Origin of the sequence: Mesorhizobium sp. M0518 (assembly GCF_040321125.1) — a bacterium.
Classification (GTDB): Bacteria; Pseudomonadota; Alphaproteobacteria; order Rhizobiales; family Rhizobiaceae; genus Mesorhizobium.
In genome coordinates this window covers 41,239-65,058 of the sequence record NZ_JAMYQY010000009.1, presented here as the reverse complement: position 1 = coordinate 65,058, position 23,820 = coordinate 41,239, and the positions used below count along the sequence as shown (strand labels likewise).

Annotated in this window: 24 protein-coding genes; 13 read left to right on the top strand and 11 right to left on the bottom strand. The window is 63.3% G+C overall.

Features of this window, described 5'->3' with window-relative positions; translation table 11 throughout:
• Positions 1-118 precede the first annotated feature (118 nt).
• Positions 119-2,170: an elongation factor G gene (locus tag NKI66_RS14935; RefSeq protein ID WP_352610420.1), complete on the top strand. Its 2,052-nt coding sequence runs from the start codon at positions 119-121 to the stop codon at positions 2,168-2,170.
• A gap of 719 nt (positions 2,171-2,889) precedes the next feature.
• A complete protein-coding gene (locus tag NKI66_RS14930; protein WP_023809732.1) occupies positions 2,890-3,387 on the top strand; it encodes a methyltransferase family protein in 498 nt (165 codons plus the stop codon).
• 177 nt (positions 3,388-3,564) lie between these two features.
• On the opposite strand, the gene NKI66_RS14925 is transcribed toward NKI66_RS14930, so the two are convergent.
• Together NKI66_RS14925 and trxB are read right to left on the bottom strand one after the other, a co-directional pair.
• The gene (locus NKI66_RS14925) at positions 3,565-4,461 is read right to left on the bottom strand and encodes a LysR family transcriptional regulator (protein WP_023809733.1); all 897 of its coding nucleotides are present in this window, start codon (positions 4,459-4,461) and stop codon (positions 3,565-3,567) included.
• A gap of 79 nt (positions 4,462-4,540) precedes the next feature.
• Positions 4,541-5,515, bottom strand: a complete 975-nt coding sequence (gene trxB / locus NKI66_RS14920) for a thioredoxin-disulfide reductase (protein WP_023809734.1) — start codon at positions 5,513-5,515, stop codon at positions 4,541-4,543.
• Between the two features lie 248 nt (positions 5,516-5,763).
• On the opposite strand from trxB, the gene NKI66_RS14915 reads away from it, so the two are divergent.
• Positions 5,764-6,243, top strand: a complete 480-nt coding sequence (locus NKI66_RS14915; protein ID WP_023809735.1) for an Lrp/AsnC family transcriptional regulator — start codon at positions 5,764-5,766, stop codon at positions 6,241-6,243.
• A 251-nt stretch (positions 6,244-6,494) separates the two neighbouring features.
• A complete protein-coding gene (locus NKI66_RS14910) occupies positions 6,495-7,289 on the top strand; it encodes a glycosyltransferase family 2 protein (RefSeq protein WP_023809736.1) in 795 nt (264 codons plus the stop codon).
• A gap of 4 nt (positions 7,290-7,293) precedes the next feature.
• Here the strand turns inward: NKI66_RS14910 and NKI66_RS14905 are convergent, their stop codons facing one another.
• From NKI66_RS14905 to NKI66_RS14885, 5 genes are all read right to left on the bottom strand, one after another.
• Positions 7,294-7,953, bottom strand: coding sequence for an HAD family hydrolase (locus NKI66_RS14905; RefSeq protein ID WP_023809737.1), 660 nt, complete (start codon positions 7,951-7,953; stop codon positions 7,294-7,296).
• On the bottom strand, positions 7,946-8,518 hold the full coding sequence (locus NKI66_RS14900) for a D-sedoheptulose-7-phosphate isomerase (protein WP_352752087.1): 573 nt from the start codon (positions 8,516-8,518) through the stop codon (positions 7,946-7,948). The genes NKI66_RS14905 and NKI66_RS14900 overlap by 8 nt, the downstream gene beginning before the upstream one ends.
• A gap of 7 nt (positions 8,519-8,525) precedes the next feature.
• A complete protein-coding gene (rfaE1, locus tag NKI66_RS14895; protein WP_352752085.1) occupies positions 8,526-10,019 on the bottom strand; it encodes a D-glycero-beta-D-manno-heptose-7-phosphate kinase in 1,494 nt (497 codons plus the stop codon).
• Positions 10,020-10,161: 142 nt separating this feature from the next.
• The gene (locus NKI66_RS14890; protein ID WP_013530072.1) at positions 10,162-10,794 is read right to left on the bottom strand and encodes a LysE family translocator; all 633 of its coding nucleotides are present in this window, start codon (positions 10,792-10,794) and stop codon (positions 10,162-10,164) included.
• Positions 10,795-11,239: 445 nt separating this feature from the next.
• Positions 11,240-11,476: a type II toxin-antitoxin system Phd/YefM family antitoxin gene (locus NKI66_RS14885; protein WP_023809741.1), complete on the bottom strand. Its 237-nt coding sequence runs from the start codon at positions 11,474-11,476 to the stop codon at positions 11,240-11,242.
• 147 nt (positions 11,477-11,623) lie between these two features.
• On the opposite strand from NKI66_RS14885, the gene rfaD reads away from it, so the two are divergent.
• From rfaD to waaC, 3 genes are read left to right on the top strand one after another with little or no spacing between them, the layout of a single operon-like run.
• Complete coding sequence (rfaD, locus tag NKI66_RS14880; protein WP_352440410.1) at positions 11,624-12,592, top strand: ADP-glyceromanno-heptose 6-epimerase; 969 nt, start codon at positions 11,624-11,626, stop codon at positions 12,590-12,592.
• Positions 12,565-13,572, top strand: a complete 1,008-nt coding sequence (gene waaF / locus NKI66_RS14875; protein ID WP_023809742.1) for a lipopolysaccharide heptosyltransferase II — start codon at positions 12,565-12,567, stop codon at positions 13,570-13,572. Before rfaD ends, waaF begins: the two co-directional genes overlap by 28 nt.
• On the top strand, positions 13,569-14,558 hold the full coding sequence (gene waaC / locus NKI66_RS14870; protein WP_023809743.1) for a lipopolysaccharide heptosyltransferase I: 990 nt from the start codon (positions 13,569-13,571) through the stop codon (positions 14,556-14,558). Before waaF ends, waaC begins: the two co-directional genes overlap by 4 nt.
• Before the next feature lie 242 nt (positions 14,559-14,800).
• Here waaC and greA read toward each other — a convergent pair whose 3' ends face one another.
• Both greA and NKI66_RS14860 read right to left on the bottom strand, forming a co-directional pair.
• Positions 14,801-15,274, bottom strand: coding sequence for a transcription elongation factor GreA (gene greA, locus NKI66_RS14865; RefSeq protein WP_013530066.1), 474 nt, complete (start codon positions 15,272-15,274; stop codon positions 14,801-14,803).
• 270 nt (positions 15,275-15,544) lie between these two features.
• Complete coding sequence (locus NKI66_RS14860) at positions 15,545-16,084, bottom strand: tetratricopeptide repeat protein (protein WP_023809744.1); 540 nt, start codon at positions 16,082-16,084, stop codon at positions 15,545-15,547.
• 143 nt (positions 16,085-16,227) lie between these two features.
• Between NKI66_RS14860 and NKI66_RS14855 the strand changes: the two genes are divergently transcribed.
• From NKI66_RS14855 to NKI66_RS14845, 3 genes are all read left to right on the top strand, one after another.
• On the top strand, positions 16,228-16,653 hold the full coding sequence (locus NKI66_RS14855) for a DUF3775 domain-containing protein (RefSeq protein WP_013530064.1): 426 nt from the start codon (positions 16,228-16,230) through the stop codon (positions 16,651-16,653).
• 187 nt (positions 16,654-16,840) lie between these two features.
• Entirely contained in the window at positions 16,841-17,878 is a 1,038-nt protein-coding gene (locus NKI66_RS14850) for an extensin-like domain-containing protein (protein ID WP_031212699.1), read from the top strand.
• Positions 17,879-17,993: 115 nt separating this feature from the next.
• Positions 17,994-18,800 carry an extensin-like domain-containing protein gene (locus NKI66_RS14845; RefSeq protein WP_128303802.1) on the top strand — a complete coding sequence of 269 codons (807 nt, stop codon included), beginning with the start codon at positions 17,994-17,996 and terminating at the stop codon, positions 18,798-18,800.
• A gap of 12 nt (positions 18,801-18,812) precedes the next feature.
• Here NKI66_RS14845 and NKI66_RS14840 read toward each other — a convergent pair whose 3' ends face one another.
• Entirely contained in the window at positions 18,813-19,526 is a 714-nt protein-coding gene (locus tag NKI66_RS14840) for a gamma-glutamylcyclotransferase (RefSeq protein WP_023809747.1), read from the bottom strand.
• Between the two features lie 110 nt (positions 19,527-19,636).
• On the opposite strand from NKI66_RS14840, the gene NKI66_RS14835 reads away from it, so the two are divergent.
• Positions 19,637-20,344 (top strand): LssY C-terminal domain-containing protein, encoded by a 708-nt coding sequence (locus tag NKI66_RS14835; RefSeq protein ID WP_023809748.1) that lies wholly within the window; start codon positions 19,637-19,639, stop codon positions 20,342-20,344.
• Between the two features lie 13 nt (positions 20,345-20,357).
• Here NKI66_RS14835 and NKI66_RS14830 read toward each other — a convergent pair whose 3' ends face one another.
• Positions 20,358-21,380 carry a zinc-dependent alcohol dehydrogenase family protein gene (locus tag NKI66_RS14830; RefSeq protein ID WP_023809749.1) on the bottom strand — a complete coding sequence of 341 codons (1,023 nt, stop codon included), beginning with the start codon at positions 21,378-21,380 and terminating at the stop codon, positions 20,358-20,360.
• A gap of 126 nt (positions 21,381-21,506) precedes the next feature.
• Between NKI66_RS14830 and NKI66_RS14825 the strand changes: the two genes are divergently transcribed.
• A complete protein-coding gene (locus NKI66_RS14825) occupies positions 21,507-22,421 on the top strand; it encodes a LysR family transcriptional regulator (RefSeq protein ID WP_023809750.1) in 915 nt (304 codons plus the stop codon).
• A 75-nt stretch (positions 22,422-22,496) separates the two neighbouring features.
• Positions 22,497-23,807 carry a hemolysin family protein gene (locus NKI66_RS14820; protein ID WP_023809751.1) on the top strand — a complete coding sequence of 437 codons (1,311 nt, stop codon included), beginning with the start codon at positions 22,497-22,499 and terminating at the stop codon, positions 23,805-23,807.
• Positions 23,808-23,820: the final 13 nt, after the last annotated feature.

Here is a 23,820-nt window from a genome sequence, read left to right as displayed (position 1 = left end):
TTGAAAAGAACCCGCCCGCGACGGTCGAACAGGCCGGCCGCCGCTCAGGACCGATTGACCAAGCCTGAACCATACATGCCAGTCGGTCCTACGGGAAACGCCTGAGTGGAGGTCAGTCATGGGTACTCGCGCCGGAGGACGACGCACGGGACCGAAATGCATTGCCATAGTCGGTCCCTTCGCAAGCGGTAAGACGACACTTCTCGAAGCCATATTGGCCCGTACGGGCTCAATTCCCCGACAAAATCCCGTTTCATCAGGTAACACCGTTTCAGATCATTCGCCCGAGGCGCGCGCCCACGCCATGAGCGTCGAGGCGACGGTCGCCACGACCGAGTTCATGGGCGAGCAGATCACCTTCGTCGACTGTCCCGGTTCCATCGAATTCTCCTTCGAGGCCGAGCCGGTGCTGGCCGCCTGCGACCTCGCGGTGGTCGTAGCCGAGGCCGACGAAAAGAAGATCCCTGCCCTGCAACTGATCATGCGCAAGCTCGACGATCTCGGCGTGCCGCGCATTCTGTTCCTCAACAAGGTCGACAAGGCAATCATCGGTGTGCGCGACACGCTGAAGATGCTGCAGCCGGCCAGTGCCGTGCCGTTGCTGCTGCGCCAGATTCCGCTGCGCAAGGACGGCGTCGTCATTGGTTCGATCGACCTGGCGCTGGAGCGCGCCTACATCTATCGCGAATATGCCGAAAGCGAGGTGGCGCAGATTCCCGGCGACGACAAGGCGCGCGAGCTCGAAGCGCGTTTCTCGATGCTGGAAACGCTGGCCGACCATGATGACCAGTTGATGGAACAGCTGCTCGAGGAGATCGAGCCGCCCAAGGACGCGATCTTCGACGACCTCGCCGCCGACCTGCGCGACGGTGCGGTGATCCCGGTGCTGATCGGCACCGCCGAGAAAGGCAACGGCGTGCTGCGCCTCCTGAAGGCGATTCGCCACGACGCGCCCGACATCGAGGCGACCCGCAAACGGCTCGGTGCACCCGACGGCGCGGCTACCCTGGTCCAGGTGATGAAGACCATCCACACCTCGCATGGCGGCAAGCTGTCGGTGTCGCGCATCCTCTCCGGTCAGGTCGTCGACGGTTCCGAACTCTGGCTGCCCGGCGGCGACACCGCCAAGGTTTCCGGCATCTACCGGATGCTCGGCAAGGACCAGTCCAAGCTCTCCATCGCCAAGGCCGGCGACACGGTGGCACTGGGCAAGCTGGACGAGGTCAAGACCGGCCAGACGCTGAGCTCGGCCAAGGGCGGCACCAAGCCGCTCGTCCAGTTCGAGCCGCCGCAGCCGGTCTTCGCCTTCGCGCTCCGCCCCAAGGAGCGCAAGGACGAAGTGAAGATGTCGGCTGCCATCCAGCGGCTGGCCGAGGAGGACCCCTCGCTCAGCCTGCGCCACAATCAGGACTCGGCCGAAACCGTGCTGTCGGGCCATGGCGAGATGCATCTGCGCGTGGTGCGCGAGCGGCTGGAAGGCAAGAACCAGATACCGGTCGAAGGCCATCCGCCGGCGGTGCCCTATCGCGAGACGATCCGCAAATCGGCGCAGCAGCGCGGCCGTCACAAGAAACAGTCCGGCGGCCATGGCCAGTTCGGCGACGTGGTGATCGAGATCAAGCCGCTGCCGCGCGGTTCCGGCTTCCAGTTCACCGATACAATTACCGGCGGCGTCGTGCCCAAGACCTACATCCAGTCGGTCGAGACCGGGGTGCGCGATTATCTGAAATTCGGGCCGCTGGGCTTTCCGGTCGTGGATGTCGCAGTCAACCTGTCGGACGGCTCCTATCATGCGGTCGATTCCTCCGACATGGCCTTCCAGATGGCGGCCAGGCTGGCGATGAAGGAAGGCATGGCCGCGTGCTTGCCGGTGCTCCTGGAGCCCGTGATGAAGGTCGAGATCGTCACCCCCTCCGACGCCACCTCGAAGATCATCGCTCTCATCCCGCAGCGGCGCGGTCAGATCCTCGGCTACGACGCGCGGCCCGACTGGCCGGGATGGGATGTCGTCGAGGCAACCATGCCGCAAGCCGAGATCGGCGACCTGATCATCGAGTTGCGCTCCGCGACCGCGGGCGTTGCCAGCTATCGTGCCGTCTTCGACCACATGGCCGAACTCACCGGCCGTCTGGCCGACGAGGCGATGAACACCAACGGCAAGGCTGCCTGATGGCGTGGCGTTCCTCTCGAACCTGATTCGGGGGAACAAGAGAAAACGACGTCCGGCGGGGCCGGACGTCGTTTTGTTCGCGGACCGTTTCCTTGGGAGGTAAAACGTCAGGTCCGCCGCATTTGGTACCGCCGTGTTCGGCGGAAAAACGGTTCGGACGCGGTAGCCGCCTGAGCCCGGGCCGTACGAGTGATGCCCCCATCTCCCGTCCGAACCACACCGCGTCCTATGATCTACATAGCAGGTCGCGAGCGTCCGGGATATGTTACCAGAGGTTACATGTCACCGTTACGTGGCAATTGTGATGGAATTTTTGGCCGGCCCAGCAGGGCACAGGCAACAAAAAAGCCGGATCAATGAAGATCCGGCTGAGTTTGATTGGAGTGCCTGTTAAGGCTAACCTCCAGAGGGGAACACTCGAGGGCGCTAATGGGAGGAGAACGCGCCCAGGAGATGATCTATATATGTGCTCATCATGCCCAAGAAACAAGCATCTATTTTGCAACACACACATGCAAAAAGACGCAGGCTGTGGTCTAACCCATTCCAGAAGCCAATAGGACCAGCAAAATCGTCGAAATGGAGCGCTGAATCGGGCAATTGCAACTACAGAATCGCCAATCTCGGCTGGCTGTCGGCTCGAAATGCCAAAACTGGGCAATGATGTGGAAGCGGGCAGCAGGCGTGCATTTCTAAGGCAATCGGGGAGGAAGCAGCCAATGCGGACGTTTTCGGCGATCGCGGGCAGTGCGGCCTTCTTCATCGCGGCGCCCTGCGTGGTTGCCGGGCTGGTGCCTTGGCTGTTGACCGATCGCTGGGGCTTGCCGTGGTCTGGTCTGCCGGGCTTTGTCCCTGTCGGCGGGCTTCTGATCGTCGCCGCGGTCGCGGCACTCCTGCATGCCTTCGGCCGTTTTGCGCTTGAGGGCCTGGGCACACCCGCACCGGTCGCCCCGACCGAGAGGCTGGTGATCGGTGGCATCTACCGCCATGTCCGCAACCCGATGTATGTCGCCGTGCTGTCGATCATCCTCGGCCAGGCGCTGCTGTTCTCGAGCTGGGCGCTTGTCGCCTATGCAGTCATCGGCGCGATCGTCATGGGCTCTTTCGTGCGGTTCTACGAGGAGCCGACCTTGGCTCACCGCTACGGCGCCGAATACGACACCTACCGCCGCAACGTCCCGGGCTGGCTGCCTCGACTGTCGCCCTGGCGTGGTTGAGCCACCATCGCAGGGCGCGTTGAGATTCAGGTCAGGCCGAGTCGAGAATGGTGGCTGCCGAGAACCGGAGCGGAGCGTACTTAAGTACGTGAGCACAGTTCTACCGCGATGCGGTAGACGGGGAAGCGCAGGAAGCGGCCATTCGCGGGCCGGCCTCACTTGAATATCGGCATGCCCTCAGAAGGACCAGCTTCGGGCCTTGGCGATGATGAAGTCCCGGAACACATGCAGCTTGGCCTGGTTCTTCATCGCGTCGGGATAGGCGAAATAGGTGTCGAAAGACGGCACCTCGGTCTCCGGCAGCAGCTGCACCAGATCGGAGTCCTTGCTGATCACATAGTCGGGCAGCATGGCGATGCCGGCACCGCCCTGCACCGCACGCTTGATCGACAATATGTCGTTGATCTGCAGCGTCGGCACCCTTTGTCCGCCTTCGAAATCACCGACCGTTTCCAGCCAGTTCAGCTCCGACAGATGCGACGGCACCGGCACGCCGAAGGTGACGATGCGATGGGCCTTCAGCTCGGCGACGGAAGACGGCTTGCCATGCTTGGCGACATAGGATGGGGCCGCGTAGAGGTGGAAATGCACGGTGAACAGGCGGCGCTGGATCAGGTCCGGCTGCTGCGGCTGGCGCAGCCGGATGGCGCAATCGGCCTGGCGCATGGTGAGATCGAGTTCCTCGTTGGCGAGGATCAGCTGCAGGCTGATTTCGGGATAAAGTTCGATGAATTCCTGTACCCGCTCGGTCAGCCAGCCGGCGCCCAGCCCCACCGTCGTCGTCACCCGCAGCACGCCCGACGGGCGATCCTTGGTCTCGGTCAGCCGGGACTTGATGGTCTCCAGCTTCATCAGCACGTCATGCGCCGTGCGAAACAGCATCTCACCCTGCTCGGTCAGCACCAGCCCGCGGGCGTGGCGGTTGAACAGCGGCACGCCGACATCATGCTCGAGCGCGCTGACCTGCCGCGAGATCGCCGATTGCGACAGATGCAATGTCTCGGCCGCATGGGTAAACGACCCCGCCTCCGCCGCAGCGTGAAACACGCGTAGCTTGTCCCAGTCCAACGCCATGATTCCCCTCGTTCTGTTTTGGCGTCTGAATGAAAAATCAGGCTTTTACACGGCGTTTCTAAGCCGCTCTCTGAACTCTCTACTCGGCCGCTTCGCGATGCACTTCGATGCCGGCCAGATACTTCTCCGCCTCGAGTGCGGCCATGCAGCCAAGCCCCGCCGCCGTCACCGCCTGGCGGTAGATATCGTCGGTCACATCGCCGGCCGCGAACACGCCCGGCACATCGGTGCGGGTCGAATCCGGCGCCGTCCACAGATAGCCGTTCGGCTTCTGCTTGAGCTTGCCGGCGAACAGTTCAACCGCCGGCGCATGGCCGATGGCCACGAACACGCCGTCGACCTTGAGGTGCGACACCTCGCCGGTCACCGCATGCTTGAGCTTCAGCCCCTCGACCGAGGGCGGCAGCGGCGTCTTGCCGGGCCGGCCGGTGATCTCGTCGACGATCGTGTCCCAGATGACGCGGACATTGTCCTTCTTCAGAAGCCGCTCGCGCAGGATACGTTCGGCGCGAAAATCGCTTCGCCTGTGGATGACCGTCACGCTCTTGGCGAGATTGGACAGATAGAGCGCCTCTTCCACCGCGGAATTGCCGCCACCGATCACCGCGACATCCTTGCCCCTGTAGAAGAAACCGTCGCAGGTGGCGCAGGCCGAGACTCCAAAACCCATGAAGTCCTGCTCGGTCGGGATGCCCAGCCATTTCGCTTGCGCGCCGGTGGCGATGATCAGCGCGTCGGCGGTATAGGTGGTGCCGGAATCGCCCTTGGCACGGAACGGTCGCACGTTGAGGTCGACCTCGGTGATGATGTCGTTGATGATGTCGGTGCCGACATGCTCGGCCTGTTTTAGCATCTGCTCCATCAGCCACGGACCCTGGATCGGGTCGGCGAAGCCGGGATAGTTCTCGACATCGGTGGTGATCATCAATTGCCCGCCCTGCTGCAGGCCGGCGACCAGCATCGGCTTCAGCATGGCGCGGGCGGCATAGACCGCTGCCGTATAGCCGGCCGGACCGGAACCGATGATGAGAACGGGCGCGTGCTTGGTGGTCATGTAAAGCCTCTGCGGAGGGCTGCCGGCAATTGCGGCATGGAAAACTCGATCATTGTCGCGCGTAATGTAAGTGTTGCCCACGACGCCAGCAAGGCAAGTTGGAGTTCGTCCCCGGAAAGCTTTGTCACACCTGTCGCCCGCTGATCCCGCGAAATATTCCGGGCGAAGGATGGAATGGACAGCGAAGTCGTTTAATTACAAAATCACGCAAGATTCTTGCGTATTGCCCCTTGTGATCGAGAGCCCCCATGCCGCTCAAGGCCGACCTCGACGCCATCGACTGGAAGATCCTGCGCGAATTGCAGGGCGACGGCCGCATGACCAATGTCGAACTGTCGAATCGCGTCGGCATTTCGGCGCCGCCATGCCTGCGCCGCGTCAAGCGCCTGGAGGAAGCCGGCATCATCCGTGGCTACCGTGCCTTGCTCAATGCACCAGCGCTCGGCCTCGATGTCGTTGCCTTCTGCCTGGTCGGCCTGCATCATCAGGCCGATGCCGAGCTGCGCATCTTTGCCGAGCGCACCCGCGGCTGGCCGATCGTACGCGACGCCTGGATGGTGTCGGGCGAATCCGATTTCCTGCTCCATTGCGTGGCGAGCGACCTTGGCGCTTTCCAGACCTTCGTCATCGAGGAACTGACCTCGACCCCGAATGTCGACACGGTGCGAACAGCGCTCACCATCCGCCGGGTCAAGGACGAAGGGCTGGTCTCGTTCGCACAGCCTTGACCCGGTTGAACCGCAGCGGGCTTTCGCCGATGCGGCTTGAACGCCTCGCCATATCAGCGCCGCTTTGGCGTTCGATAGCTCTCCTGTGAAGCCGGATGTTCTGCCGTAGCCGTCTTGTTGGTTTCCTAGAGCAATTCCAGAAAAAGTGTGTAACGGTTTTCCTGGGGAAAGCGCATAGCGCTTTCGGGATTGCGTAAACAAGTGGCGCAGGGCAGCCCAATTCCGAGAATTGTGTGCCGTGGGGTGGGACGATGACTCGATTTTCTAGCCCGGTTTCGGCGCTGGTCATCTGCATGAACGAGGCCGATATGATCGGCGAGTGCCTGGAAAGCGTCGATTTCTGCGCCGAGATCATCGTCGTCGATTCGGGCTCGACGGACAGCACTCTGGACGTCGTCAATGGGTACATCGCCAAAGGCTACCCGATAAGGCTGTTTCACAACGATTGGCCGGGCTTTCCTCGTCAGCGGCAATTCGCGCTCGATCAGGCCACGCAACCATGGTGCCTTTCGATTGAAGCCGACGAGGCCATCGACGACGTGCTCAGGCAGTCAATCATGAATGTGACCCAGCTTGGGAGTGACGCCTTCGACGGATGGTACATCAGACGCCGCGACAAGCTGAAGGGCTATGGCTATGCGCACCGCTGGGTGCTTCACAACAGGCTGCTGCGTCTTTTCCGCCGCGACAAGGCCACGATGGACCTTAATCTGCGGGTCCATGAGTCGTTCGAGGTGCCAGGCGAAACCGGCACGATAGAAAATGGCGTGCTGCTGCATCGCCGCGAAATGACCATTGCCGAGGATCTGGCAAGAGCCAACACCTACTCCAGCCTCAAGGTTGCCACGCTGGTCGAACGAGCCAAGAAGCCCGGCCTGATAAGACTGGTGCTGTCGCCTCTCGGCAACTTCCTGAAGTTCTACCTGGCCAAGCGCTACTTCCTGTGCGGCCGGCACGGATTCGTCTATTCGATGCTGGTGATGCTGTATTCGTTCGCGACAGAGGCCAAGCTTTATGAAGCCTGGCGAGACAAAGATCGGATGTAAGCCGTCACGGCGCGCCCGAGGCGGTGCCAAGCGCAGCTATTGCGGCGAGCAGGCCGTCGAAATCCGCGCGGGCGCACCAAGGCTGAATTGTGAAGCCCGATCGGACAGCTGCTTGCCCGTCTACCAGCCAGCCCTGCGCGAGGCCGGCGCGTTGTCCCGCCTCCATGTCGGCCTCCTTGTCGCCGACGATCAGCGAACGCCGCAGATCGAGCCCGAGGCGCCCGGCCGCCTCCAGCAGCATGCCCGGATTGGGCTTGCGCATCGGATGATCGGCGACCGCAAGCACACCGGTGCCAGCTTCGTGATAGGCGCAGGCGACGACCATATCGACGAACGCATTTTCGGCGCGCAGCAGCTCGAGCACGCGGCCGTTGACGGCAGCGAAATCGCCCCAGCCGAAATAGCCACGCGCGATGCCCGACTGGTTGGTGACGATGATGACCGGAATGCCGGCCCGGTTGGCGGCGGCTATCACCGCGGCTATGTCCGCGCGCAGCACCATTTCGGCAGGATCATCCGGATAGCCCGTATCGACATTGATGGTGCCGTCGCGATCGAGGAACAGCGCCGGCGCGCCGGCGGCGAACAGCCTTGAGCCGACCTGCTCGACCCATAGGCCAGGCTCCGCCAGCGGATAGCGGCCAGAGGTCGGGGGATCAGCCATTGCTGAGGCGCGCTTCGACCACCTCGCACAAATGATGGTAAAGGCACAGATGCCCCTGCTGGATGATCGGCGTCGAGGTCGACGGCACGTTGAGCAGGATATCGGACAGAGGCTTCAGCTTGCCGCCGGTGTCGCCGGTCATGCCGATCACCGTCATGTCCATCCTCCGCGCCTCTTCGGCGGCGGCAAGGATGCTCGGCGAATTGCCGCTGGTCGAGATCGCCAGGAGCACCCCGCCGGCGGCGCCATGCGCCTCGACCTGGCGCGAAAAAACCGTGTCGAATCCATAGTCGTTGCCCCAGGCGGTCAGCACCGCTGCATTGGCCGGCAGCGCGATGACATTGTAGGCCTTGCGCTCCTTGAGAAAGCGGCCGACCAGTTCGCCGGCAATGTGGATGGCGTCGCTGGCCGAGCCGCCATTGCCGGCGATGAGCAAGGCTTTCCCCGACGAAAGCGCCGTCACCACCGCGCTCGCTGCCCGCCCCATCTCACCGGTCAGGTCCCGTTCGACCATGGCTGATATGGCAGCCGCGGAGCGGACAAGATAATCGTTCAACTCGGACATGAAACCCTCAGTTTGTGGTGCCGCCGGCGCGCAATTTGCCAATGGTGTTGGTGGTGCTTTTTCCGGCGACCAGATCGACCAGCACGACGCGTCCGCCGGCCTTCTGCACCACATCGGCGCCGACCACGGTGTCGACCGTGTAATCGGCCCCCTTGACCAGTATGTCGGGCAGCAGCGCTTTGATCAGCGCCAGCGGCGTATCTTCCTCGAACACCACGACCGCATCGACCGAGGCAAGTGCTGCCAGCACGCAGGCGCGGTCGTGCTGGTCGTTGACCGGGCGCCCGGCGCCCTTCAGTCGCCGCACCGAGGCATCGCTGTTAAGGCCGAGCACCAGCCGGTCGCACTGGCTGCGCGCCGCGTGCAGCAAGCTGACATGGCCGGCATGCAGGATGTCGAAGCAGCCATTGGTGAAGCCGACGCTCAGGCCCTCTTCCTTCCACGCCGCCACCATGCGGGCGGCCGATGTGGCATCGAGGATGGCGTCCTTGTGGGCGGTCGGCCCATGTGAACGGAACAGCGCGCCGGTGAGTTCCTCGACCGTCAGCCGCGCGGTGCCACGCTTGCCCACCACGACGCCACCAGCGGCATTGGCGATCGAAGCGGCCATGACCGTATCGGCGCCCACGGCCAGCGCCAGCGCGAAGCTCGCGATCACCGTGTCGCCGGCGCCCGAAACGTCGAACACTTCGCGCGCCTGGGTGGCGATGTGGCGCGCCTCGTCGGGACCGACCACGCTCATGCCCTTTTCGCTGCGCGTCGCAACGACGAAATCGAAACCATGTGCCGAAATCAGCTCGCGTGCGGCAGCCACGATCTCGTCATCGGCGAACACCGCATGGCCGACGGCCTCGCCGAGTTCCTTGCGGTTGGGGGTGATGGCGGTCGCCCCGGCATAGCGCGCATAATCGCGGCCCTTCGGGTCGACCAGCACCGGCTTTCCAGCCTCGCGGCAGATGGCGATCAAGTCGCCGGCGACGCCGTCGAGCAGGATGCCCTTGCCGTAGTCGGACAGGATGACGATGTCGGCGCGCGTCAGTGCGGCGCGGAAATGCCGGATCAGGCCGGCTCGCTCCGCAGCACCCAACGGCTTGATTTCCTCCTCGTCGAAGCGCAGCACCTGCTGGTTGAGCGCGCTGAAGCGGCTTTTGGACGAGGTCATGCGACCACGCTCCTGCGCGAGGCCCGCCGTATCGGCGCCAAGCTCGCCGAGCATCCGCACCAGGCTATCGCCTGCCACATCGGTGCCGATGACCGAGACGGGAACAGCGGCAGCACCAAGCGAAACGATGTTGGCCACGACATTGCCGGCACCGCCCATGGTCGAGGTCTCGCCGCGCCCGTGCAGCACCGGGATCGGCGCCTCCGGCGAGATCCGCTCGATGACACCGTTGACGAAACGATCGAGGATGAAGTCGCCGACCACCAGCACGGTGGCCTGGCCGAACCGCGCAATGGCGCGGTGCAACGGTTCGGGAGAAGGCGGATTGTGCTTGATCATGTCACTGGCAACACAGGGAAAAGGCCGATTTCAATCTCATAAGTGCTCATCAATCGACTGGTCGGATCGCTCATGGCGAAAGCCGATATACCGCAAATTCACGCAGCGCAACGGCAGGCATGATCCCGGCAGGCTCGGGCGGTCAGCTCTTCTGCAGGGCGACATGGACGCCCAGCCCGACCAGCACGGCCCCTCCCGCCCGTTGCATCAGCCGCTGTGCCCGGCTCGAACGCCGCAAACGGCCGATCACGGCGCCCGCCAGGAACACACAGACGATATCGGCCGAGGAGAACATCAGATTAACGATCGTGCCGAGCACGACGAACTGCAGCCAGACCGGAAACGCCGCCGAGGCGTCGATGAATTGCGGCAGGAACGCCATGAAGAAGATCGCTGTCTTCGGATTGAGCACCTCGACGGTGATGCTCTCGAAAAAGGCGCGCCGCGCTGATTTGCGCTCGATGGCAGGCAGCGCCGCATCGCCGTCTGCGCGCTTGCGAAACAGCGAGACGCCAAGCCAGATCAGATAGAGCGCGCCGACCAGCTTGACCGCCAGGTAGAGCGTCGGCACGGCATGAAACAGCACCGACAGCCCGGCAGCCGCGGCGAAAACATGCACGTAGCCGCCCAGATGGATGCCAAGTGCCGCCGTCAGGCCGGACCAGCGGCCGCGCGCCATCGTCTGCGCGGCGGCATAGAGCATGGCCGGGCCTGGAATGTAGGCGAAGATCGCCGTGGTGGCGAAAAACGCGATGAGCAGTTCGGTCGATGGCATTTTTGGTCCCTCACGATCATGCTCTGTTCTGTCGATTCAGTCCGCGCGCGGGGCGGGATGGCTTTGGACTGACCCGTGCGGACAACCGCAGTAAAGCGAACATAATTTTCTTGTGAAATGACGGGCTGAACGCGCCGATTCGCGCACCCGGCTCGAAATAGGCTGACGCTTCCAGGATATCATGATTGTACTCGTCGACCATGACCCAAAGGGGCATAGGGTCGAGGCCCGCACGGTGGCGTTCAATTTCCGGGATGCTGACGGCAACGCGATCACGGCCCGGCTGCGTGGAAGTGATTGCAAGGATGAAGAGGTCGTACCGCCGGCTTTCCCAGGAAGGACAGCCACAAAGGCTACAGGCCGTGACTTCCGGCCTTCGGTCTCGCCGTCTCCGTGTTGGCGATGCCAAAGATATGGATATCGCCAGACGTCCGCAGCGGCGGGTTTAATCACGGTCCAATTCCGCGGCGTACTCCTCAAGCATCTCGACATGTTCGGTCGGGGCATCCTCCGCAGCGTAGACGCGGCGGCTGTCGTTGCCGAAGCGCGCTTCGTAGGCCTCGATGCTCATCAGGACGTATCTCGGCTTGTTGTGGCGAGTGATGGAGACCGGCTGCTGGCTGGCAGCTGCAAGCACATCTCCAAGATTCTGTTTCAGATCGGTCGATGGATAGTTTTTCATGGGATGTCCCGTTTTGTCCATAATAGACAAAACAGACAAAACAGACAAGCCCATAAAAATGGCAGGACAGGCACATGCCTGGCTTTATCGACAGCCCGCCTAGCCTCCCCTATAAGGGCCGGAATCGCAAGCAACCAGAGGCCCTTCATGATCATCGTCACGGGCGGCGCCGGTATGATCGGCTCCAACATCGTCGCCGCGCTGAATGCCGAAGGGCATGACGACATCCTCGTCGTCGACGACCTTACCGATGGTCACAAGATCGCCAATCTTGCCGATCTCAAGATCGCCGACTATCTCGACAAGGACGATTTCTTGGACCGCATGGAGGCAGGCTCGCTCGGCCGCATCGAGGCCATCTTCCACCAGGGCGCCTGCTCGACCACCACCGAGTGGAACGGCAAGTTCATGATGGAGGTGAACTACGCCTTCTCGAAACGGCTGCTGCACGCAAGCCAGGCGCTGCGCGTGCCCTTCCTCTACGCCTCCTCGGCTTCCGTCTATGGCGGCGGCTCGGAGTTTCGCGAGGATCCGGCGCTCGAGCGGCCGCTCAACGTCTACGCCTATTCCAAGAAGCTGTTCGACGACTTCGTCAGGCGAACCGTGTTCGCCGGGCGCACCGCCTTCGATACCGACCATTCACAGGTCGTGGGCTTGCGCTACTTCAACGTCTATGGCCCGCGCGAGGCGCACAAGGGCGCCATGGCCTCCGTCGCCTTCCATCTGTTCAACCAGGTCGAACGCGGCGAGAACCCGAAACTGTTCGGCGCCCATGACGGGTTCGGGCCCGGCGAACAAAGCCGCGACTTCATCCATGTCGGCGACGTCGCCGACGTCAATCTGTGGCTGTGGAAACAGGGCTCAAGCGGCATCTTCAATTGCGGCACCGGCCGTGCCCAGCCCTTCCGCGCCATAGCCGAAACAGTGATCGACACGCTGGGCAAGGGCGAGATCGAGTTCATCACCTTCCCCGACCATCTCAAGGGCAGCTACCAGAGCTTTACGCAAGCTGATATGTCCCGTTTGCGCGCGGCCGGTTACAATGGCCAATTCCGGACAGTGGAAACCGGTGTCAGAGACTATGTCGAATGGCTGAAAGCCCAACGATCCTCGTGATCGGCCCACGCTGGGTGGGCGACATGGTGATGGCGCAGTGCCTGTTTTCGGCGCTGAAGGAGTTGCATCCCAACGCCGCCATCGATGTGCTGGCGCCGACCTGGGCAGCGCCGCTGGTCAACCGCATGCCCGAAATCCGCCAGCAGATCGACTTTCCGCTCAAACCCGGTGCGCTCGAATTCACCCATCGGCGACGCTTCGGCCGCCTGCTGCGCGGCCGCTACGACATCGCCTATGTCCTGCCGGGCAGCTGGAAGTCGGCGCTAATCCCGTTCTTTGCCCGCATTCCGCGCCGGGTCGGCAACCTGCGCGAGATGCGCTATGGCCTGTTGACCGACATCGTGCCATTGCCCGACAGCATCAAACGACGCACCGCGCAGGCCTATTTCGGCCTTGCCCAGGGCGGTGGTTTCCGAGCGCCACGGCTTAGCGTGGACACGAAAAACCAGGTCGACCTGCTCGGCCGGTTCGGCCTAGCGCCGCAGAAATTCGTGGCCCTGATGCCCGGCGCCGAATTCGGCCCGGCCAAGCGCTGGCCCAGCGAAAGCTATGCCGGGCTTGCCCGCGATTTCATGGGCAAAGGCTTGAAGGTCGCTCTGTTCGGCTCGAAGAACGACCGCGACGTGACGGCGGAGATCGCGGCCCTGGCGCCCGGCGTCGTCGATCTCGCCGGACAGACGCGGCTGGAGGACGCCATCGACCTGATATCCGCCGCAAGGCTGGCCGTGTCCAACGACAGCGGGCTGATGCATGTCGCGGCCGCCGTCGGCACGCCGATCGTCGCCGTCTACGGCTCGACCTCGCCCGAGAACACGCCACCGCTGGCCGAGCACCGGGAACTGGTCTGGCTTAGCCTGTCGTGCTCGCCCTGCCACCAGAAGGTCTGCCCGCTCGGCCACCTCAACTGCCTGAAGACGCTGCAAGTCGGCCAGGTCGCGGCAGCGGCGGAGCGGCTGCTGGACATCCCGGCAGCGGCATGAAGGTGCTGATCGTCAAGACGTCATCGATGGGCGACGTCATTCACACCTTTCCGGCCGTCGAGGATGCCCGTCGCAACCGCCCGGACCTGACCTTCGACTGGTGCGTCGAAGAGGCATTTGCCGGCATCGTCGCGCTTCACCCGGCGATCGACCGGATTCATACAGTGGCGATCCGGCGCTGGCGCAAGGCGCTGCTCGACGGCGCCACCTGGCGCGAGGCGGCCGCCCTGCGGCGGACCTTGCGCGATTGCCGGTACGACCTCGTCATCGATGCGCAAGGCCTCCTGAAATCGGCTCTGGTGGCAAGACAGGTGGGCTCCCCCATTGCCGGCTTCGACCGTTCGAGCGCGCGCGAACCTTCTGCGACGCTGTTCTACGATGCCACTTATCCCGTGCCGCGCGACCTGCACGCCATCGAGCGGACACGGCGGCTGTTCGGGCTGGCGCTCGGCTATCAGCCCGATCTTTCGACCCTGGACTCCGGCATCGTGCCGCCCGCCGGCACTCTGGCGGGCCCTTCTGGAAAAACCGCCTTCCTGCTGCACGGCACCAGCCGCGAAGACAAGAAATGGCCGGCCGAAGACTGGATTGAAACCGCCCGCCTGCTGGCTGAACGTGGGATGACGCCGGTCACCACATGGGCGAACGAGCGCGAGAAGGCCGTGGCCGAAGCCATTGCCAAGGCAGTGCCGTTAACAGTTGTGGTGCCAAAGTCACCGCTGGCCGAGATCGCTGCATTTATCGGCCGCTCGGAGCTGGTCATCGGCGCCGACACCGGGCTGACCCATCTTGCCAGCGCCTTCGGGCTGCCGACGGTTGCGGTGTTCCTGGCAACCGAGCCAGGGTTGACGGGGCCTCGCGGGCAATATGCGTCGACGCTCTTGGCCCCGCCCGGGAAGCGTGTGATGCCGGCGGAGGTGGTGGCGGAGGCAGAAAGGCTGGCGGGACTCCAGGTCCTTGGCAAGGCCAACGCTGGCAAGAACTGAAGTCAATCGGAAAGGCTGGCGCTGCCCCTCATCCGCCTGCCGGCACCTTCTCCCCGTATAACGACGGGGAGAAGGGATCTGAACGCAAGGCCAGCGTCTATTCTGCTACGTTGAAAATTGGCGAAATCGTCGATGAGAGCATCTTTCTCCCCGTCACTATACGGGGAGAAATGCCCGGCAGGGCAATGAGGGGCGGCGCAAACCTCAGCTTAAAAGTCGCAGCCGCTCCCCCCTCAAATTCCCTAGATGAACTGCACCTGGACGATCTCATACCCCCTGGCACCGCCAGGCGCATTGACCTCGATGGCGTCGCCGACTTCCTTGCCGATGAGCGCACGCGCGATCGGCGAGGAGATCGAAATGCGGCCGGACTTCACGTCCGCCTCCTGGTCGCCGACGATCCGGTAGGTCTTCTTTTCCTCGGTATCCTCGTCGACCAGCACCACGGTGGCGCCGAACTTGATCTTGTCGCCGCTGAGCTTGCTGACGTCGATCACCTCGGCCCGCGCGATATAATCTTCAAGCTCGTTGACGCGGCCCTCGTTGAGGCTCTGCGCCTCTTTGGCGGCATGATATTCGGCATTTTCGGACAGGTCGCCATGCGAGCGCGCTTCGGAGATCGCCTCGATGATGCGCGGCCGCTCTTCCTGCTGGCGCCAGCGCAGTTCTTCCTTCAATGACGCGAACCCCTCGCCTGTCATCGGGACCTTGTTCATGATGCCTGACCTTTCCTGCTGCCACCCCCGCGTTTCGGGGAAAGCCTTGTCGATGGTACAAAAAGAAAACGGGTCCGGCAGCCTCGGGCTAACGGAACCGTTTCACCGCAATTTCCCTGAATATAGCAATCTTCGCGGGTTTTTCACGCCCAAAAATCGGTTTTGTAAAAATCATCCCCGCATTCATCAGCCGGGGGCGGTGAATGAGACTGGGGGCAACAAAAGCGGCCGCGATCGCTCGCGGCCGCTTAAAAGAGCCCTGGAATCTTTTCAGCTTCGCATAAAATGGTCGATCTGCTCGGCCAGCATGCCGTATTCGCGCGAACCCTTGCCGGTCCGCTTCTCGATTTCCATCAGCTGTTGCTGGGCGCCGGCCAGATCGCCGATCTGCAGATGCGCTTCGCCGAGATATTCACGCACCAGCGTGTAGTCCGGATCGATGCGCAGCGCTTCCTCGTAATAGCCGAGGCCGACTGTGACGCGGCCGGAATGGCGGTGCGAATAGCCGAGATAGTTGAGGATGCGCGGATCCTGCTTGTTGGCGGCAAGGCTGAGCACGGCGATCGCCTCGTCATAGCGCCCGGCCATCGCCAACGCATGGCCGGCATCATAGATGCTGTCGTCGTCGAGCATGCCCTCCTGGGGTGCGACGCACTTTTTCTTCTTCTTATCCCAGACTTCGCCCTTCTTGCATTGGGTGACGGTCTGATCGCTGCCGCCACTGTCACCGCCGGCGGCGAACACCGGAACGGCAAGGAACTGCAGCGCGACAAGGGCAGTCGCCGCCTGGATCAGCACTCTTTTATGCATCGAAACCTCCTGGAGGGGTGAGAATGCAACACTAACGCCGGTCGGCTTGCGTTTCATCCCGGAAAATTACGTGCGGGAGAACATCAGGTGACGGATGCTGCGAATCCGCTATCATCCGGCAAACGACCTGAGGGAGACGGCCCTTGCAGCGGCGGCTTGAAAAGGACTGGGAGCTTTCGATCGGCCCCGACACGGTGCGCTTGTTCATCCTCAAGGCCAAGGCGCTGAGTGCGGCCGTCAATGAAGACTATGCAGATGGCGCCGAGCACGAGGTCGAACTCGACGGCGAGTCCCATGTCAACCATCACCATGACGGCCTTGCCGAGGAAAGCTCGGAGAATCTGACCGAGGAAGAGCTGCGCGAGCTGATAAACGACCTCAATGTCGATGAAGCAGCCGAGCTGATCGCGCTGGCCTGGGTCGGTCGCGGCGACTACGACGCCACCGAATGGGCGGACGCGCTGGCGGCAGCGCGCGAACGCGCCAACAAGCGCACCGCGAAATACCTGCTCGGCATGCCGCTGCTCGCCGACTGGCTGGAGGAAGGGCTGGAAGCGATCGGTGCGTAACGACGCGGTTACCGTTCGTGATGGGGCCAAGGCAACTTTCCTCGCGTCGGCGCCGTTGACGGCGATGGGGTCGATTGTCTTTTCCCGAATATGCAGGATCGCGTTCGTCATGGCCGTCACGGTCTTGCTGGTGATGCCGGCCGAGGCGAGACATCGCCATCGGCATCACGAGCCGTTGACACCGAGGATAGAGCAGCCGTTGACACCAAGAGCCGAACAGTCCCTTAAACCGCGAGGCGGAAAGCGCCTGAAACCACGAAGACACCGGTCGGTGACGCCGAAGCAGGCACAGCAGAAAACGCTGCCGCCGCTACCCTTGCCTGCCGATGTGCCGATGCCCAGACCCGGCATTTCGGGATCCGGACCCGCCATTCCAGTGCCGGAACCACGCCCGGCGGACGCTGCGAACACCGCCGGCGCGCCCGACCGTTCCAATGAAGAAAAATCCCGCCAGGAAAAGCAGGCACTTCCCGAGCCGCCGGCTCCCGAACCCTCAGCCGATACGGAAAGCGAACCGGAGCCGCCCGCGGTCGCGCCAACGCCGACACCAAAACCCGACATCGCGGAGCCCGAGGCTCAGCCGCCCAACATTGGCCCGCAGCCGTCGCAAAAGCCGGCCGATGCAGACGACGAGAAGATGCTGCCAGACCCGCGCTCGGCCGACATGCCCGATGAAAAAATGCCGGCCGAGGAAGTCGCATGCCGCGAACGGCTGAAGATGCTCGGCGTCGAATTCGAAGAACACAAGGCGGAAAGCCAGGCCGAAATCGGCTGTTCGATCCCCTATCCCATCGTGCTGAAGACCCTTGGAAAGTCCGTCGCCATCGGCCCCGCCACCGAGCTCAACTGCAAGATGGCCGAGGCAATGGCGCGTTTTGCCGCCGATGTCATCCAGCCGGCTGCGAAAGCCGAATTCGGTGCGGACCTGAAATCGATCGGCCAGGCGTCGGCTTTTGTCTGCCGGCCACGCAACGGCACACGAAAACTGTCGGAACACGCGTTCGGCAACGCACTCGACATCGCCAGCTTCACGCTGTCGGACGGCAAGAAGATCGAGGTCGGCCCAGCGCCGCCGGAGAAAGACGCTAAATTCCTCAATGCCGTGCGCAAGGCGGCCTGCGGACCTTTCAAGACGGTGCTCGGTCCGGGCGCCGATCCTGATCATTCCCTGCATTTCCATCTCGATCTCGAACCGCGCCGGCACGGCGGGACGTTCTGCCAGTGAACATGGCTGATCCAGCCGCGTGCCGCAATTCGGCCGCAGGCATGAACGCGGGCGCTGAGTTTTCCTTTACCCTTGATCGTTAAAATGCCGGATATCCATCAACGGGATTCCGCCAATGGCCGGCAAATTTCGGGCCGTGTTTTTCGCCACCGCGCGCCAGTCAAAATATCCAGCAATGCTGACCGCCGGCCTGGCGCTGGCGGCGCTTTCCGCCTGCAACACCGGCAGTGTGCTGTCGCTGGAGCCGGCCGTCGACGTCGGCGCGCAGACGGCTGCCGTGCCGCAATATGCCGGCATGCAGAAGCTTGTCCCTTCCAATCCGTACATGACGCAGGCCGCTTATCCGCGCATGGACGAGCCGATGTCGCCCGTCGAGCAGATGCCGGCCAGCGAAACCGACTGCCGGCAGCAATTGAAGCGCCTCGATGTCGCCTACACCGACCTGGCGCCGATCCATGAAGGCCAGTGCGGCATCGATTATCCGGTCAAGGTTTCGGCCATCGGCAACATCCAGATGAAACCCGCCGCGACCCTCACCTGCGACATGGCCGCCACCTTTGCCGGCTGGACGAAGAACGAGCTCGTCCCCTCCGCCCGCTGGCGTTATTTCTCCGGTGTCAAGACCATCCACCAGGGCTCCAGCTATTCCTGCCGCAGGATTGCCGGCGAAGGTGTACTGTCCGAGCACGGCAAGGGCAATGCGCTCGACGTCATGAGCATCGAACTCAACAATGGCGACGACATCGACGTGCGCAAGCCCGGCCTGTTCGCCTTCCGCACCCGGGGCTTCCTCAACAATGTACGCGCCGACGGCTGCCAGTATTTCACCACCGTGCTCGGCCCCGGCTACAATTACGACCACCGCAACCATTTCCATTTCGACATCAAGAACCGCAAGAACGGTTATCGCGCCTGCCGTTAGAAAGAGATCAGCCTAGTCGGCGCCACCGGTTGAAGCGGCGATTTGCCGTGCGACCAAGTCCTGGATGCGCCAGAGATTCCGGTCGCGGATGCCGCTCTCTTCAAGCTTGCTCACGGTCCTGAACAAATACTGCGCCGAAGAGCCCCAATGACCGGCAGCCCGTGCCAGAGTGTCGGCAACCTGCTCCAATGGCAACCGGCCGGCATAGGCCCTGCCATCCGGCGCCGCGACGAAGGCCAAGGCATGCAGCGGCCCGTCCTTGGTCTTGACCTTTATCCAGCATGGCACGTTGGTTGGCGGGTTGGCATCGATCTCGCGGCGCATCAACTGGCCGAGTTGCCCGAAATGGTCTTCCGCGGGCAGCCGATAGACGATGCCGTTGCAACTGCCGCCTCGATCGAGCGCCAGCATCAGGGCCGGCAAATCACGGGTTCCGCGCCAGCGGGTCAGCTTCAGGCAAAACGAGCGGTGCCATCCCGGCGCCGTGGCCGGGCGCTGCTCGACATGGGCGAATTCGGGGTTCCAGATCAACGACCCGTAGGCAAAGACCCAAAGCGTGTCGGGACGATGCTGCGAAAGCAGCTTTTCGACCAGGCCATCGAACTCCGCATCGGTGTGCTCGCTGGTTCCGGGCTCTGGCCCGGGATCAGGCTCGACACGCTCAACTTGCGCGACAAGCTCGGCGGTCAACGCCATTGGCTTGCGGCCTGCCAGCTTCCGCTCCATTGCTGCCCCCACGAAGAAACGATGGCCCACGATAAAGCGGCGGCGCGCTGCTGGCCATTGATTTCCAGGGTCCCTCGGGCAAAAGATACCGCACGGATCGGGCGGCGTTCATGAGCCAGCGAAGTTTTCGGCGACGCGTTGCAATCTGGGTGGCGACCTTGCTGGCCGCCTATCTGGCGCTCGCCTATTTCGCCGCACCGGAATTCTGGACGTTTCACGATCGCGGCTTTCGCAAGCACAGCTTCGAGATGGTGACGCACACGCCGCAAGGCATTCCGGGCGATCCCATCAATGTCGGTCTTGTCGGTACGCGAAAGGAAGTAGTCCACGCCTTCGCCATCGCCGGCTGGGACACCGCCGACGCCGTGACCCTGAAGACCGCGATCGAAATCGGTGAAAGCGTGCTGTTCGACCACCCCTACCCCGATGCGCCGGTCAGCAGGCTGCTGTTCGATGGCCGCGCCCAGGATCTCGCCTTCGAAAAGCCGGAGGGCCTCAGCGCCGACCGCCGGCATCATGTGCGCTTCTGGCAGACCGAGGCAAGCGGCGACGATGGCCGGCCGCTGTGGCTGGGCTCGGCCAGCTTCGATCGCGGCGTCGGCCTCAGCCACGACACCGGCGCCGTCACCCACCATATCGGCCCCGACATCGACGCCGAGCGCGATTTCCTGGTGCGCGACCTGGCCACCGCCGGCACGCTGATCTCGACCAGCGACATATCGGGCGTCGGCGCCACCAGTACGGGCCGCAATGGCGGCGGCGATCCCTATTTCACGGACGGCGAGGCGATTGTCGGCATGTTGAAGCAGCTGCCATGACCCATCGCAAAAGTCAGTTCGTGGTGATCACGATCTTGCCGAACGGCCCTTTCTCCAGATGCTGCAAGGCCTGTGGCACCTCGTCGAAGCCAAAGACCTTGTCGATGACCGGCTTGATCGCCAGCGCCTCGATCGCCTGATTCATACGTTCGAAGGCGCGGCGATGGCCGACCGACAGGCCCTGCACGGTGATGCGGTTGCGCATGAAGGGCACGATAGGGAAGCTGAGCTCCATCGCGCCCAGCAGGCCGATGATCGACAGCCGGCCGTCGGCGGCCAGCGCGTTCAGCGATCGCCGTGCATTGTCGCCGCCGACCATTTCCAGCACGTGGTTGACGCCCAGCCCATTCGTCAGCTCACGCGCGGCCTCGTCCCAGGCCGGTTGCGTGCGGTAGTTGATCCCTTGCCAGGCGCCGAGCTTTCTTGCCCGCTCAAGCTTTTCGTCGCTGCTTGAGGTGACGATGGCGCGCAGGCCGAACGCGGTGGCGAACTGCAGCGCAAACAGCGACACGCCGCCGGTGCCCTGGATCAGAATGGTCTGGCCCGGCACCGGTCTGGTCGCTTCGGCCATGGCGAACCAGGCCGTCAGCGCCGCGATCGGCAATGTCGCGGCCTCGATGTCGCCGAGCGATGGCGGCGCCAGCACCGCGGCGTCCTCGCCGAAGATGACATGATCGGAAAGCATGCCCGACAGCGACGACCCCAGCGTGTGCTTATGCAGCACTGGCGGTGCGTCGCCATCCGGCCAATCGGCGATCACCTGGCCGAGCACGCGCTGGCCGACCTGAAAGCGGCTGACCGCACTGCCGACGGCCACCACTTCACCCACCGCGTCGGATGTCGGCACGAAGGGAAAGGCAAGATCGGGGACCAGCACGCCGTCTACGATCATCTTGTCCTTGTAGTTGAGCGACACGGCCTTGGTCCGCACCAGCAAATCGTGCGGCCCTGGCTCGGGTACCTTGCCTTCCACCTGGCTTAGCCTCGACAGGCCAAAACCGCTCATCTGCCAGGATCTGTTGATTGGGGTGCTCATGTCGCGTCGCGCTCCGTGCGTTGATGCAGGCGAGACATTTATGCCTTTCGACTATAGAAAATAGTGCTTTCGTGCGGTATAATTTGACACTGATTGCGGACTAAAAGTCGACAATAGGAAATCGCCATGGAAACGGCCGACCTGCAAGGCATCGTCGCGTTCGTTCAGGCGGTGGAGGCCGGCAGCTTCACCAGCGCCGGCGAGCGGCTGCATGTGACGAAGTCGGCGATCGGCAAATCGATCGCGCAGCTGGAGCAGAGACTCGGCGTTCGCTTGCTGAACCGCACCACCCGCAGCCTCAGTCCGACCAGCGAAGGCGTCAGCTATTATGAAGCTTGCGTCCGGGCCCTTGCCGAGATCGAAGCCGCACAGTCGCTGCTTGCCTCGCGCCGGCAGGTCCCGTCTGGCCGGCTTCGGATCGACGTGCCGCTGGCCTTCGGCCGACGCTGCGTGGCCCCCGTGCTGTTCGAGATTTCGAGGGAATTTCCGGACCTGACGGTGGAAGTCTCCTTCAATGACCGCCGCGTCGACCTGATCGAGGAGGGCATCGACCTGGCGATCCGCATGGGCGAACTCGACGACAGCCTGTCGCTTGCGGCCAGGCGCCTCTACGCCCAGCGCTCGGCCATATGCGCGGCTCCCGACTATCTCGACAGGCATGGCCGGCCGCAATCGGTCGAGGATCTCGCCGATCACAGCGTCATTGGCTACGGTCGCGAGGGCATCGTCCGTCCCTGGGTGATCAGGCATTCCGACGGCCATCTCGCAACCTTCATGCCCAAGGCGCGACTCGTTCTCGGCCATGGCGAACCGATGCTGGATGCAGCGCTCGCCGGCTGCGGCATCGCCTTCCTGCCGACATGGCTGGCCGCCGACAGCCTCAAAAGCGGCGATCTCGAAATGGTGCTGTCGGACTGCCTGGTCGAGAACATCGTCGTGCATGCCGTCTGGCCGGTAACGCGCGCGCTCACGCCAAAGGTACGGGTTGTCGTCGACGCCCTCGTCGAACATTTTTCGACGCCGCCCTGGGATGCCGCGTGACCGAAATGCCGGTCATTTCTCAAAAATCACGTCAGACTATTTTCGAAGACCGCGCCGCAATGCTATTGACCGCTCATGTTATACGTAGAAATCGCTATCGTGGTCGTCCTCATCTGTGTGAACGGCCTTCTGTCGATGTCCGAACTTGCCATCGTCTCGTCGCGACCGGCCCGGCTGAAAGCGATGATCGACCGCGGCATCAATGGCGCCGGCCGCGCGCTCGAGCTTGGCTCGAATCCCGGCAAGTTCCTCTCCTCGGTGCAGATCGGCATCACCCTGGTCGGCGTCCTCTCCGGCGCCTTTTCCGGCGCCACGCTCGGCGAACGGCTGGCGCAGTTCCTGGCCTCGACCGGCATCCGCGAGACCGTCGCCGATCCGCTCGGCGTCGGCATCGTCGTCGCCATCATCACCTATTTCTCGCTGATCGTCGGCGAGCTGGTGCCCAAGCAGATTGCCTTGCGCGACCCAGAGCGGGTCGCCGCCAGGGTCGCTCCGGCAATGACCATCCTCGCCACCATCTCGGCGCCGCTGGTCTTCCTGCTCGACTTCTCCGGCCGCACCATATTGTGGCTGCTCGGCCAGCGCGGCGAAAGCGAGGAGAAGGTCACCGATGAGGAGATCAAGATGCTGGTCGCCGAGGCCGAGCATCACGGCACCATCGAATCCGACGAGCGGCGCATGATCGCCGGCGTCATGCGGCTTGGCGACCGCGCCGTGCGCGCGGTGATGACGCCGCGCACCGAGGTCGACTGGATCAATCTGCAATCCGACGAGGCGGCCATCCGCAAGCTGCTCATGGAAACCCAGCATTCGCGCCTGCCGGCAGGTGACGGCGGCGTCGATGTCATGATCGGCGTCGTCCAGACGCGTGACGTGCTGGCGGCGTTGCTTGCCGGCCGCGTGCTCGACCCGCGCAGGCATGTTCGCGCAGCCCCCATCGTCTACGACCAGGCCGACGCGCTGGATGTGTTGCAGAAGCTGAAGGAATCCGACGTGCCGATGGCGCTGGTGCATGACGAATACGGCCATTTCGAAGGCATCGTCACCCCGGCCGACATTCTGGAAGCCATCACCGGCGTGTTCCGCGCGGACACAGACGCCGGCGACGAGGAGAACGCGGTCAAGCGCGAGGACGGCTCGTGGCTGCTCGCCGGCTACATGCAGGCCGACGAGATGGCCGACATTCTCGGCATCGACCTGCCGGAAAACCGCGATTACGAAACCGTCGCCGGTTATGTGCTGTCGCACATGCACCATCTGCCGGCGACTGGCGAATGCGTCGACGCGCAGGGCTGGCGCTTCGAGGTGGTCGATCTCGACGGCCGCCGCATCGACAAGCTGATCGCCACCCGCCTGCCCGGCGCCCACCGCGAGGCGGTGCGCTGACATGTTCGAATGT

Coding starts and splice junctions, on each gene's coding strand:
- NKI66_RS14910 (WP_023809736.1), top strand. CDS start 6,495: ATGACTCGATTTTCTAGCCCGGTTTCGGCGCTGGTCATCTGCATGAAC.
- NKI66_RS14900 (WP_352752087.1), bottom strand. CDS start 8,518: ATGTCCGAGTTGAACGATTATCTTGTCCGCTCCGCGGCTGCCATATCA.
- rfaD (WP_352440410.1), top strand. CDS start 11,624: ATGATCATCGTCACGGGCGGCGCCGGTATGATCGGCTCCAACATCGTC.
- NKI66_RS14840 (WP_023809747.1), bottom strand. CDS start 19,526: ATGGAGCGGAAGCTGGCAGGCCGCAAGCCAATGGCGTTGACCGCCGAG.
- NKI66_RS14820 (WP_023809751.1), top strand. CDS start 22,497: ATGTTATACGTAGAAATCGCTATCGTGGTCGTCCTCATCTGTGTGAAC.
- NKI66_RS14860 (WP_023809744.1), bottom strand. CDS start 16,084: ATGCATAAAAGAGTGCTGATCCAGGCGGCGACTGCCCTTGTCGCGCTG.
- greA (WP_013530066.1), bottom strand. CDS start 15,274: ATGAACAAGGTCCCGATGACAGGCGAGGGGTTCGCGTCATTGAAGGAA.
- NKI66_RS14930 (WP_023809732.1), top strand. CDS start 2,890: ATGCGGACGTTTTCGGCGATCGCGGGCAGTGCGGCCTTCTTCATCGCG.
- NKI66_RS14925 (WP_023809733.1), bottom strand. CDS start 4,461: ATGGCGTTGGACTGGGACAAGCTACGCGTGTTTCACGCTGCGGCGGAG.
- NKI66_RS14935 (WP_352610420.1), top strand. CDS start 119: ATGGGTACTCGCGCCGGAGGACGACGCACGGGACCGAAATGCATTGCC.
- NKI66_RS14905 (WP_023809737.1), bottom strand. CDS start 7,953: ATGGCTGATCCCCCGACCTCTGGCCGCTATCCGCTGGCGGAGCCTGGC.
- NKI66_RS14830 (WP_023809749.1), bottom strand. CDS start 21,380: ATGAGCACCCCAATCAACAGATCCTGGCAGATGAGCGGTTTTGGCCTG.
- NKI66_RS14825 (WP_023809750.1), top strand. CDS start 21,507: ATGGAAACGGCCGACCTGCAAGGCATCGTCGCGTTCGTTCAGGCGGTG.
- waaF (WP_023809742.1), top strand. CDS start 12,565: ATGGCTGAAAGCCCAACGATCCTCGTGATCGGCCCACGCTGGGTGGGC.
- rfaE1 (WP_352752085.1), bottom strand. CDS start 10,019: ATGATCAAGCACAATCCGCCTTCTCCCGAACCGTTGCACCGCGCCATT.
- NKI66_RS14835 (WP_023809748.1), top strand. CDS start 19,637: ATGAGCCAGCGAAGTTTTCGGCGACGCGTTGCAATCTGGGTGGCGACC.
- NKI66_RS14845 (WP_128303802.1), top strand. CDS start 17,994: ATGGCCGGCAAATTTCGGGCCGTGTTTTTCGCCACCGCGCGCCAGTCA.
- NKI66_RS14890 (WP_013530072.1), bottom strand. CDS start 10,794: ATGCCATCGACCGAACTGCTCATCGCGTTTTTCGCCACCACGGCGATC.
- waaC (WP_023809743.1), top strand. CDS start 13,569: ATGAAGGTGCTGATCGTCAAGACGTCATCGATGGGCGACGTCATTCAC.
- NKI66_RS14915 (WP_023809735.1), top strand. CDS start 5,764: ATGCCGCTCAAGGCCGACCTCGACGCCATCGACTGGAAGATCCTGCGC.
- trxB (WP_023809734.1), bottom strand. CDS start 5,515: ATGACCACCAAGCACGCGCCCGTTCTCATCATCGGTTCCGGTCCGGCC.
- NKI66_RS14885 (WP_023809741.1), bottom strand. CDS start 11,476: ATGAAAAACTATCCATCGACCGATCTGAAACAGAATCTTGGAGATGTG.